At 58.5% G+C, this 11,919-nt stretch carries 8 protein-coding genes; 6 read left to right on the top strand and 2 right to left on the bottom strand.

The annotated features are described in order from the left end of the window. Positions 1-43: 43 nt before the first annotated feature. The 5 genes from ACHUE7_RS18140 to ACHUE7_RS18120 all read left to right on the top strand — a co-directional run bounded on the left by ACHUE7_RS18140 (position 44) and on the right by ACHUE7_RS18120 (position 7,344). Positions 44-2,527: a beta-mannosidase gene (locus ACHUE7_RS18140; RefSeq protein WP_394171296.1), complete on the top strand. Its 2,484-nt coding sequence runs from the start codon at positions 44-46 to the stop codon at positions 2,525-2,527. A 27-nt stretch (positions 2,528-2,554) separates the two neighbouring features. Continuing rightward, positions 2,555-3,574 carry a LacI family transcriptional regulator gene (locus ACHUE7_RS18135; RefSeq protein ID WP_394171295.1) on the top strand — a complete coding sequence of 340 codons (1,020 nt, stop codon included), beginning with the start codon at positions 2,555-2,557 and terminating at the stop codon, positions 3,572-3,574. A 235-nt stretch (positions 3,575-3,809) separates the two neighbouring features. After that, positions 3,810-4,982, top strand: coding sequence for an AGE family epimerase/isomerase (locus tag ACHUE7_RS18130; RefSeq protein ID WP_394171293.1), 1,173 nt, complete (start codon positions 3,810-3,812; stop codon positions 4,980-4,982). 342 nt (positions 4,983-5,324) lie between these two features. Next, the gene (locus tag ACHUE7_RS18125) at positions 5,325-6,167 is read left to right on the top strand and encodes an LEA type 2 family protein (protein WP_394171292.1); all 843 of its coding nucleotides are present in this window, start codon (positions 5,325-5,327) and stop codon (positions 6,165-6,167) included. A gap of 142 nt (positions 6,168-6,309) precedes the next feature. Continuing rightward, positions 6,310-7,344 (top strand): amino acid ABC transporter substrate-binding protein, encoded by a 1,035-nt coding sequence (locus tag ACHUE7_RS18120; RefSeq protein WP_394171291.1) that lies wholly within the window; start codon positions 6,310-6,312, stop codon positions 7,342-7,344. Between the two features lie 189 nt (positions 7,345-7,533). Here the strand turns inward: ACHUE7_RS18120 and ACHUE7_RS18115 are convergent, their stop codons facing one another. Both ACHUE7_RS18115 and ACHUE7_RS18110 read right to left on the bottom strand, forming a co-directional pair. Continuing rightward, the gene (locus tag ACHUE7_RS18115) at positions 7,534-8,106 is read right to left on the bottom strand and encodes a C40 family peptidase (RefSeq protein WP_394171290.1); all 573 of its coding nucleotides are present in this window, start codon (positions 8,104-8,106) and stop codon (positions 7,534-7,536) included. Positions 8,107-8,207: 101 nt separating this feature from the next. Further along, complete coding sequence (locus tag ACHUE7_RS18110; RefSeq protein ID WP_394171289.1) at positions 8,208-10,685, bottom strand: 7TM diverse intracellular signaling domain-containing protein; 2,478 nt, start codon at positions 10,683-10,685, stop codon at positions 8,208-8,210. A 294-nt stretch (positions 10,686-10,979) separates the two neighbouring features. Between ACHUE7_RS18110 and lhpI the strand changes: the two genes are divergently transcribed. Continuing rightward, a complete protein-coding gene (gene lhpI / locus ACHUE7_RS18105) occupies positions 10,980-11,918 on the top strand; it encodes a bifunctional Delta(1)-pyrroline-2-carboxylate/Delta(1)-piperideine-2-carboxylate reductase (protein ID WP_394171288.1) in 939 nt (312 codons plus the stop codon). The last annotated feature ends 1 nt before the right edge of the window (position 11,919 follow it).

The following is an 11,919-nucleotide window of genomic DNA, read 5'->3' as shown; positions in this document are numbered from 1 at the left end:
AGCCTGAGTAGAATGGCGGTTCCAGTTCAACGGGAGACGGCCAGTGTCCACCACCCTAAGCCTCATTGATCAGTGGCAACTGTTTCGTGATGATCAGCCGCAACGGCGCTACGACGTCAAGGTTCCGGTCGATGTGCACCATGTGCTGTTGCAGGCCGGTGACTTGCCGGACCCGTTTTACCGGGATAACGAAGCCCGCGTGCAATGGGTGCATCAGCAGACCTGGGTGCTGGAACGAACCTTCGTTTTGAGTGAGGCTGATCTTGTCCGGAATATCACCCTGCAACTGGAGTATCTGGATACACACGCTACGGTAACGCTGAATGACGAACCCGTTGCCAAACTATCGAACCTGTTCCGTCGGTTTTATCTGAACATCAAACCCCAGGCCCGGGTTGGCGAAAACCGCCTGCGCATAACCCTGCACGATGCCGCCAAACTGGGTGCCGAGCGTGCCGCGCAACTGCCATTCCCGGTACCTTATAGCGAATCGAACAACCAGATTCCGCACATGAACACAGTGCGCAAAACCCAGTGTGATGCCGGCTGGGACTGGGGTATCTGTCTTATGTCGACCGGGCTCTATACAGCGCCGCTGATTCAGGTGCATTCCGATCGCCTGCTCGATACCGTTCGTGTCACCCAGCAGCACCAGCCCGGTGAAGCACGCTTGCAGGTCACGGTCGATACCGTTGGTGCCGCTCAAACCGAACAGCGCCTTCATCTCGGGCTGCCCGGTGCGCAGCCGGTTGAATTGACCCTGATGCCCGGGCAGAACCAGGGCCAGGCCGAATTGACCGTGACCAACCCATCGCTCTGGTGGCCCAATGGCTATGGGGATCAACCTTTGTATCGATTGGCGGTCGAAATGGACGGCCAGCTCTGGCAACGCGATATCGGCCTGCGCGATCTGCACTGGGACTTGAGTGCCGACGAGGCCGGTAACCGCATGGTGGTCGTGGTCAACGGCGTCGAAATCTTCGCCAAAGGCGCCAACTGGATTCCGGCCGATGCCTTCCCGGCGCGCCACACGCCCGAGCGCTATCAGCATCTGCTCGAAGCCTCGGCAGCGGCGCATTTCAACATGATCCGGGTCTGGGGCGGCGGCCTGTACGAACACGATGCCTTTTATGAAACCTGCGAACGCCTCGGGTTGCTGGTGTGGCAGGACCTGATGTTCGCCTGCTCGTTGTACCCGAGCACACCGGCCTTTCTGGACGACGTTACGCCCGAAGTCGACTGGCAAGTGCGGCGCCTGCAAAGCCACAGCTGCATTGCGATCTGGTGTGGCGACAACGAAGTGATCGGCGCCATCAACTGGTATGAAACTTCACGCAACAACCGCGAAAAATACCTGGTCAATTACGACCGGCTGAACCGGGTGCTGGACGACACCGTGCAGCACGCCGACCCGAGCCGGGTGTTCTGGCCAAGCTCGCCGTGCAACGGTGAACTGGATTTTGGTGACGCTTGGCACGATGACAACAAAGGCGACATCCATTACTGGGATGTCTGGCATTCGGGCAAATCCTTTTCCGCCTACTACGACATTAAACCGCGTTTCTGCAGCGAATTTGGCTATCAGTCATTCCCGTCGAAAGGCGTTATCGAATCGTTTACCGAAGTCGATGACCGCAATGTCACCAGCCCGGTAATGGAAGTGCATCAGAAAAACCCGGCTGGCAACGCCAAAATTGTTGAGATGTTCACCCGCTATTTTCGTTTCCCTATGGGCTTCGACCAGTTCCTGTATTTAAGCCAGGTTCAACAGGCCATTGCGATGAAAACCGCCATCGAATACTGGCGTACACTGCGCCCGCATTGCATGGGCACACTTTACTGGCAACTGAACGACAACTGGCCGGTCGCCTCATGGAGCAGTCTGGAATACGGCGGCGGCTGGAAGCAGATGCACTACCACGCCCGGCGGTTTTACCAACCGGTGCAATGGTTCTGGATCGGCGAAGGTGCGACGCAGCAACTGATTGCCGTGAACGACTTGCCAGTACCGGCCCTACTGAGTGGCCAGTGGCAAATCATCGGGCTGGACGGGAAAGTCGTGCAAACAACGCCAATCAACCAGCGACTGGAAGCCGGGGAGAGCCTGTGTCTGATAGAGGTAACCGCGGAAGACCCCACTGAAACCTTTGCCGTTGCCCGTGGCGATTATGAACTTGAGCAGCCAACCGGCACAACGACGATTCCCGTTACCAAAAGCGAATGCGACGCCACTACCTACTTCGCGGTGTGGAAGCACCTCGACTTGCCGCAGGCAACGCTGGATATCAAAACCGGAGAAGACACGAAAGGCCTCTGGGCCACATTGAGAACCGATGTTCCGGCGCATTACGTCACGCTGGACAGCCCGGGCACCGGCCGCTGGAACGATAACAGCTTTACTCTGCTACCCGGCGAGACCAAAACCCTGCGCTGGCAAGGACAGCCATTTGGTCGGGATGAACTGGCGGTCTATCACCTGGCAGCAAGCTACCGGGAAGCCATGGGCACCCTGGTGCGTTTGATATGACGGGTGAATTAATAGAGGCGAGGCACTATGACGCCCGATAAACCCAGAGCAACGCTCAAGACGCTGGCCCGGCATCTCGATTTATCGGTGACCACCGTGTCCCGCGCCTTGAAGGGCGGTGCCGAAGTGAAACCCGAGACCATCGAACGGGTGAAAACCGCGGCCGCAGCGCTGGGCTACCGGCCCAACCATTCAGGTATTGGTCTGAAAACGGGCAAAACCCACGTCATCGCACTGGTGATGCCGGTGATCAAACCGGGCGAAATTGTTGGCGACCTGGGCACGCTGCCGCTGATCGAAGGTCTCACCGCCGCGCTAGCCGATACCCCCTATCATTTGACCATCATCCCAAGCCGCCCGGAGCAGGACGAACTCGAACCGGTGCGCTACATTGCCGAACACGGCCTGGCCGATGGCGTGATTCTGAACATCACCCGCAGCGAGGATGAACGGGTTAAATACCTGCATTCGATGAACCTGCCACTGGTCACCTTCGGGCGTACCGAGCTGTCGATTCAGCACCCCTTTTACGACACCGATAACATCGACTTCGGCTATCGGGCTGCCAACTATCTGCTCGGGCGCGGCCGCCGCAAACTGGTGATGCTGACACCGCCGCAGCATTATCTCTATGGCTGGCATCGCAAAGTCGGTTTTCAGCGTGCCTTGCTGGAAGCGGGACTGAGTTTCGAAGAACACCGGCAATTGTTGATCGAAGCGAATGCAACCGACTATCGTGCCCAAACTCGTGAATGGCTGCAAAGTGGCTGGCAACCTGACGGCTTTATCTGCGGCACTGAAATCGCCGCCATGGGTATACTGGCGGGCCTGCACGACAGCGGCCGTTTAGTCGGAACCGATTGCGATCTGGTCACACTGGAAACCTCACCCTTGCCCGAGTACTTCCGCACACCGGTGAGCGGCTTTCATCAGGACTTGCACAAAGTCGGACGGCAACTGGTTGGCCTACTGCTCGACCACATCGACCAGCGAAAACCGGTCAGTGAGTTGCAAATCATTGAGAAAGCGGATTTTATTGAGCGTTAGCAGGTACCAAGATGAGCGTCTTCTAGCTCAAATTCAGGAGGCCGCAATAGACTAGAGACAGGGGGTGGGTGTGCTTATTTGGGGATATCTGAGGCATGGATGCCGAAGTTAAGCCTACAGGGAGGTATTCACGGCGGCCCCAAAAAAGCATACCCGCCTCCTGTCGCGGACTCGTGGCAGTGTATTCAAATTGGCATTCGAAACCTGAGTAAATAAATACAACGAGGACCGCTCTGTGAATTTCTATGATCGTGATTTTCTGAATCAGCATTGTCAGTCGATACTGGCGTTTTACGACCCGAGAGTTGACGACCCGAGCGGTGGTTTCTTTCATAATTACTGTGACAACGGCGATGTCTTCGACCCCGGCTTTCGCCAATTGGTCAGCAGTACCCGCCTGGTGGTGAACTACGCCCTGGCTGGTCTGCATTTCGACCTTGAGGAGTATCGCATTCGCGCCCGTCGTGGTCTGGATTATGTCGAGCAAGTGCACTGGCGTGAAGAGGAAGGGTTGTACGCCTGGACCCTGCGTGACCATGAGCCCGAAGACCTGACACAGCAAGCCTACGGCTATGCCTTCGTATTGCTCGCTTATTCCGCCTGCCTGAAAGCCGGCGTCATTGGCAGTGCAGACCCGCTGCATCGCACCTACGATTTGCTCGAACAACGCTTCTGGCAAGCTGAATACGGCCTCTATGCCGACGAACTCAGTGCCGACGGCGTACTCAGCGACTACCGCGGCCAGAACTCAAACATGCACCTGTGCGAAGCCATGATCGCCGCCTATGAAGCCAGCCAGAACGCACGCTTTCTCGAACGCGCCACAACCCTCGCCAACAACATCGCCTTCCGACAGGCCGACCTGACCGACGGACTGGTCTGGGAGCATTACACAACCGATTTCAACATCGACTGGGATTACAACAAAGACGACCCGAAAAACCTCTACCGCCCCTGGGGCTTCCAGCCAGGCCACCAGACCGAGTGGACCAAGTTGCTGCTGATGCTGCACCGTCACGATCCGCAAACCCGTTATATCGACCGCGCCAAAAGCCTGTTCGACCGCGCCTGGCAAAGCAGTTGGGATGCCGAACACGGCGGCCTGGTCTACGGCTTCGATCCGCAAGGCAACTGGTGCGATGACGACAAATACTTCTGGGTGCAGGCTGAAAGCTTTGCCGCCGCCGCGCTGCTGTTACAGGCAACCGGAGACGAACACTATCGGGACTGCTACCAGCAGCTGTGGCAATACAGCTGGGACCACTTCGTCGATCACGACCACGGCGCCTGGTTCCGTGTGCTGTACCGGGATAATCGCAAAGTCTCCAACGAGAAGAGCGCCGCCGGTGCCAAGTGTGACTACCATACTTTGTGCGCCTGTCTGGAAGTGCTCAGAGTGATGCAGTAATCGTTGCGACCTGAAAAGCAGCGAAGGGCGGCCGGGTAGGCTCATTGAAGGCCGTTAGACCGCATGGACTAAAACGCCGGGAGCGTTTTAGCATGAGCGCAGCGAGCCCGAAGGGTGAATCCCATGGAGGGGATTCATATCCGGTCTTCGAGCTTACAGGGAAGTATTTACAGCGTGCCTTCAATGAGCCTACCCGGCTGCCCGCCTGGCAACAAAGTTGCGTTGGTAATTCAACCCGAAGATTACCCATTGAGTAGATCGTGAAAATTGCTGATCTGAGGCGCGACCTTAAAGGTCAGATCCAGTAGAGTGGAGCTTTCCCAAGTTAATGGAATCGACACTATGCGTCAGCAATGGTTAAGTCTGGGTGGCCTGATTGCCACCGCCTTCATACTCAGCGGTTGTGCCGGTTTTGGGGTGGACAATGCCTATCGCCAGCCCAGCTTTGATCACCAGTCCACCCGGCTGACCGGCATTACCTGGACAGGCGTCAACGGCTCCAGCCAGGTTAAACTGACCAACCCCAACGCCTATCGCCTGCCGATCACCGAATTTGCCGCCCAGCTTTGGCTCGACGGAGAGCCCTGGATCGACCTGGGCACCCCGACATTGAATGGCCTGGCGGCTCGTTCATCCACCACCCTGGAATTCGACTGGACCGTCACCGCCGCTGGACTGCTGCAGCGTGCACGTGAGGCCTACGCCGCTGGCGAAGCCAACCTGGAACTGAAACTGCAACCGACGCTGTCGGTGCCCGTGTTGGGCGCGCGCCAGCTCGACTGGTCGCACGACTTTACCGTGCCGGTGCCGAAATCGCCTCAGGTCAGTCTGGCTGACTGGCGGGTCGAAGACATCGGCTTCACCAGCCTGACGCTGGCACTGGACCTGGTGGTCACCAACCCGAACCGCTTTGACCTTGCAACCGGCCCCTTCAATGTGGGCATCGAAGCCGACGGGCGCAGTCTGTCAAGAATGTCACTGTCGGAAATGGACATCGGCGCTGGCGTTACCCAGCGCCAGACGACCGAGGTGTCGCTGGGGTTTGGAGGGCTGGGCGTTTCCTTGCTCGAAGCCCTGCGCAGCGGCGAATGGCCGTCGAGCCTCGGTATGAACTGGTCCGGCACTATGCGCAGCCCGGATCTGGGGCTCGATCTGCCCTCCTTGACCGGATCGGTCAGCCGGTAAATGATAGGGGGTGGTCAGGCTGCTTCCATCAGCCTGTACCGGTGCCAGTACCGATGATCGTACGGGACAACCGAAGGGCCGTGTTAACCAGGCTCAAACACCCGGTGCCACCGGGCTCGGGTAGCGACAGCAGGGGTTCAGAATGGGCAGCAAGGCAGTAGCGTCCGCAGGGCGTCGAATGATGGGGGTTATGGCGGGGCTGACACTGTTGGCAACCGCTTCGCAGGCCTCGACACTCAGTGATGTGCGCAGCAAAAACTACCTCGATTGCGGCGTCTCGACCGGGATTCCCGGCTTCTCGAACCCCGATGCCGAAGGACGCTGGAGCGGTCTCGATGTGGATGTCTGCCGGGCTGTCGCTGCAGCAGTGCTGGGCGATGCCAGCAAAGTACGCTACACGCCACTGCCGCCAAGCGACCGGTTTAACGCCCTAAGCTCCGGCGAAGTGGATATGCTGTCGCGCAACACCACCTGGACCCACGCCCGGGACACTACCCTCGGCATGATCTTCGCGGGCATTGTGTTCTACGATGGCCAGGGCTTTATGGTTACCCAGTCTTCAGGGATCAGCGGGCTACCGGAACTGGATGGCGCGGCGATCTGCATTCAGGGCGGTACCACCAGCGAATTGAATGTGGCTGATTACTTCCGGGAAACCGGCATGAACTACCAGCCCGTGGTCTTCGCCACTTCCGACCAGACGCTGCGCGGCTTCGAGGCCGGCCGGTGCAACGTCTTAACCTCCGATCTGTCGCAGCTGTATGCCCAGCGCACCCGGCTCAAAAACCCTCAGGCCGTCACCATTCTGTCTGAGGTCATTTCCAAGGAACCCCTGGGTCCGGCCGTTCGGCAGGACGACATGCAGTGGTACAACATCGTCAAATGGACGGTCTACGCCATGGTCAATGCCGAGGAATACGGCGTTAACCAGAGCAATGTCGACGCCATGCGGGAATCCCCCAAACCCGTGATCCAGCGCATGCTCGGCGTGAACGCAGACACCGGCCGCGCCATGGGCCTGACAGCCGACTGGGCCTATCAGATAATCCGACAGGTGGGCAATTACAGCGAGGTGTTTGAACGTAACGTCGGTGTGGATTCACCACTGGGCTTCGAGCGGGGGCTGAATCAGCTGTGGAACAAAGGCGGCTTACTGTACGCCCCGCCGCTGAGGTAGCTGCTTGGGTTTTGGAGTTCGCAACCAACTGAGTGCCATGCGCCGGGTGTGTCTATCCGGGGTAGTCCGCAACATGGATGTTGCGGTCTAGGCCCCATGGATGGGTTTACGCCGACCCCGTATAGACACACCCGGTGCCTGGCACGGATTTTTGGCAACACAACAAAGTCGAACTCCGAAACCAAACCACTAAAGAAAGCGCCTCGCCTGGGAGTACCGCTGTTGCCAATAGGCGTTGCCGAGTGATGACTCTGTTACGCCAACCGACGTGGCCGAATGAATAAAGCGGTTCTCCCCGAGGTAAATGCCTGCATGCTGGTCTTTCCCACCGATGCGGAAGAAAACGATATCCCCTTCGCGCAACTGATCCCGTCGTACAAATTGACCCTGGCTTAGCATTAACTCAGTGGTGCGGGGCACAGTGCGGTTCAGCCCTTCCCGGTAGGCCGTTACGATGAATCCTGAACAATCGAACCCAGCGGGCGTGGTGCCGCCGTAGCGGTAGGGCGTGCCCTGATAGCGCTGGTAGACCTGTTGTAACTGGCTCACGACGGCGGAATGGCTGGACGGGGCGGTGCTGGTGCTGCCAGGTGACGGGGCGGTCTGACCGGTAGCCACGGGCTGGCTGTACGAGCCCGCTTCATAGCTCTGGTACCCAGCGCAGCCGGCCAGAAACAGGCTGGCCGTGGTGATCAGCATCAGGTTGCGCAGGTGGCAGGTGGGCGTCAGGTCGTCGGCTGGTAACATCGATTTTGTGGGCATCGTCAGCGGTCTGTCAAAACTCTGTATAGCAACCTTACCTCGCGATGCCAGCCCGGGCCAGTTGATGCGCGTAAAGATGCCGACACGGGTTCAGCGGGCAGTCAGGTTAGGCGGCGCTGTTGCCAGTGCAGCAGGCGCTCTACCAGCATCGGTCGGGAGAAGGGTTTGGGGATCAGGTCATCCATGCCCGCCGAGAAGGCTTCGTCGCGATCGCGTTCCATGGTGTTGGCGGTGATGGCCAGAATGGGGGTGTTGGCGTTGGGGCCATCGCTCTTGCGGATCTGGCGGGTGGCTTCGAAGCCGTCCATCTTCGGCATCTGACAGTCCATCAAAATGAAATCGTATTGAACCGCAGCGGCTTGCTCCACCGCGCCCAGTCCGTCGTAGGCGACTTCCAGTTCACACCGCTCCCGTTCCAGAATGGCGGTCAGCAGTTTCAGGTTAAGCAGATTGTCTTCGACGATCAGGACTTTGCTGCCCGCCAGGGGCGCCGCTTCAGCAGTAACGCCCTCCTGCTCGGGAGCGCTGGTACAAGGCAGGCTCAGCCGGGTCAGGGTGTGGTCGATCTGTTGGTCACGGCTCAGTTCGGCGCCCAGAATGTCGGCGAAGGCCTGGCTGAGGTAGAGGTTAAGCGTCGGGCCCGAGAGGGGCGATTTGTCGGCCGGGTTTTCGGGGTTGGTCGGCTCGGTCACCGGTGGTGTATGAATGGTATCAATGGGGTTGGGCTGGCGCAGGGTCAGATTCAGCCGCTGGGCAGTGGCGTCGAAATGCGCACTCATTTCAATATCGCCGGACTGGCTGTGCTGCAGGGCATTGTCGAGCAAGTGATCCAGAATATGCTGGGTGTTGTGCCAGTCGAGTGACAAGGCGCCGGGCAGGGTGTCGGCCCCGATCAGGGTACAGGCCCGGCCGTGGGTCGAGAAGGCCGCTGACAGCCGGTTTTTGCAATCCTGCAGTCGGCTGCGCACGTCAACCACTGCCGGGCGGCTGACCACCGGGTAGGCCAGTAATTCGGCATAGGAAAGCAGGCTTTCTACCTGGTGGTGAGTGGTGTGAGTCGCATTTTGCAGCAAATACAGCAATTCCTGCTGCCGGGCTTTCAGCGGGCTGCTGGCCAGTTCGGCCAGTGCACCCAGCGCATGGGTGATAGGGGTGCGCAATTCATGGCTGACCAGACGCAGGAATTCATCTTTGCTGCGATTGGCGTCGCGGGCATCCTGTAAGGCCTGATCGAGCCGGGCCAGGGTCTGAAGGGCTTCTTCTTTGGCTTCGGCTTCACGCTCTTCGCGCGCGCGATGGTCGTTGCGCAGGTAATTGGCCTGGGCCACGGACATCAACAGCGACTCAGAAGCCACACCAAACAACAGGGCACGCTGTACAAAAAAGTTGGAAGGCAGCACACCCTGCACATAGAGGTTGTAGATAACAGCACAGATCACCATGCCCGACCAGCTGATCAGAAACAGCGGCGCCGAGTTCAGGCCTTTTTGGGTGGCACTGATGCCGAGATAGATAACCGTTACAAAAAAGATCAGGTTGGCCAGGGTCACAATGGTGACCGCATGGCTGATCATATCCAGCAGGCCAAAGGGAATCGATGCAATACCCAACCAGCGCAGCCCGCTCAGCACGTGGTGCAGTCGCGGATAATGGGTGCGGGTGCGCAGAAAATGCTGGCAAAAGCTGTAGCCACCCCAGAAGAACATCGCCAGCCCGAAAAACGCGGCATTTTGCTGAATAAAAGTGGAATTTGGCCAGAGGTAGAGGTAGCCAAGCCCCGAGTTGTATACCGAAAACAGAATCATGCCGCTTAGGTAGATCAGGTAATTGAAGCGGAAACGGTCTCTGTCTACCTGCCACATCACCAGGTTGAACAGCAGCATGGCGCCACTGAGCGTGATCAGCAGTACATCGAGCAGCATTTCGCGGGTGGCCGAGTGTATCTGCGAGTTTTCATCGTTCAGACTGACGTCGAGCGCGAGGGTGCTGCGACCATAGGCGGCGATGTATATTTCCCGGGTGTCACCGGGGGCAATGGCTATTGGCACCAGGTAACCGGGGAACGGATAGCGGCGCAGGTCGCTGGGGCGACGGTCGCCGGCGATAAACAGGGGGGAATTAAGGTCAATGGCCTGGCCCGCCATAACCGAGTAGACATCCACGTAATCGGCGGCTTCGGCGTTGATGGCCAGCGTCCAGTCGGATCGCTCGGTGTCATTCACGACACTCAGCGCCAGCCAGGCTTTTTGGTCGTCGCGGATATAGCCAAAATTCGGGGTGCTTTCGAACGTCTGCGGCAAAGCATCAAGGCTGGGGGGCGTATCGAGGGGCAGCAGCCCACCGTTGAGTGCATTCAGCGTTAGATGGTTGTTGATTTGCGACAACCGGATCTCGGCATTGGCCGCCCCGGTAAACAATATACCGGCCAGGCCGAACGCCAGAAACGTCAGAACAGAGGCGATACCAAGGCATCGCTGTAGGGGAGGTGAATGCCACGGGACCCAGCTACCCAACCAGCCTCTGGAAGGCGGTTCGATGTCACGGTTCCCTGTCGTGGCAAGCTGTCCTTTTGATGTCATCAGCGTATTCAGAACAATGCATCCAGGCCCAGCTTAACACTTAGACTGATGTTTACACCTTCCTTTTCTTCAAGTGCGCCCAGCAACCAACAACAAGCTCCAATTGGGGGAGTTCGGCGGAGTATAGATACAGGGCCAGCAATGCAAGCAAACGAGCGAGCTGTGTTCAGCGAAAATCGGTTAAAGCGGTCAGTAAGCTGACGCTTAGACGGTACTGTGCTTGCAACAGAGGGTCAGCCTCGTATGATGAAAATCCAAATTGAGCAGCGTTCATCAAGGACACGGAGGCAGTCAATGGAAGTTATTAGCAGCGAACAGGTGGCCCGGTTGCTCGCCTGGCCGGCACTGATCGAGCGTATTGCGAGCGCTTTTGTCGACGGTGTTGAAGCGCCCCCACGCCACCATCATGCGATGCATCGCAAAGACGGTGAAGCCACCATGCTGCTGATGCCTGCCTGGCAAACGGATGGCTATGTGGGCGTGAAAATGGTCAACGTCTATCCGCAAAATGCTGCCGTCGGGCTGCCAGCCATTTCCGGGGTCTATTTACTCAGCAATGGCGAAACCGGTCAGCCTCTGGCCTGTATCGATGGCAGCGAACTGACCCGGCGTCGAACCGCCGCCGCGTCTGCCCTGGCCGCGCGTGAACTGGCGCACCCTGACGCGGCAACGCTGGTCGTGCTCGGCACCGGCAAGCTGGCACCCATGCTGATTGAAGCCCACGCCAGTGTGCGGCCCATTCGGAAAGTGCAGGTCTGGGGGCGCAACCCGGAGAAAGCCGCAGCACTGGCAACGCAGTATCAGAACCGCTTTGAGACCAGCGTTGTAACCGACCTGGCAGACAGCGTGAGCCAGGCCGACATCGTCAGCTGTGCCACGCTATCAACCGAGGCCCTGGTGAAGGGCGACTGGCTCAAACCCGGAGCGCATCTGGATCTGGTTGGTGCGTTTCGACCCACCATGCGCGAGTGCGACAGCGTGGCCATAACCCGCGGTAAGGTGTTCGTCGATACCTACGCTGGTGCCCGCGGTGAAGCGGGTGATCTGCTGCAGGCTATGGACGAAAGCGATTTCACTTTAGACGATGTTCGTGCCGACCTGGCCGATCTATTGCGTGGCAAAACCCCGGGCCGCGAGCGCGGCGATGAGATCACGGTGTTTAAATCGGTTGGCGCGTCGCTGGAAGACCTGGCCGCCGCCATTGAAGTCTGGCAGCAGCACTCAGGAGCCTGAA

The sequence above is a fragment of the Saccharospirillum alexandrii genome, assembly GCF_043641555.1.
Classification (GTDB): domain Bacteria; phylum Pseudomonadota; class Gammaproteobacteria; order Pseudomonadales; family Natronospirillaceae; genus Saccharospirillum; species Saccharospirillum alexandrii_A.
The sequence above is the reverse complement of the archived record's forward strand: the minus strand, read 5'-3'. Positions and strand labels throughout refer to the sequence as shown.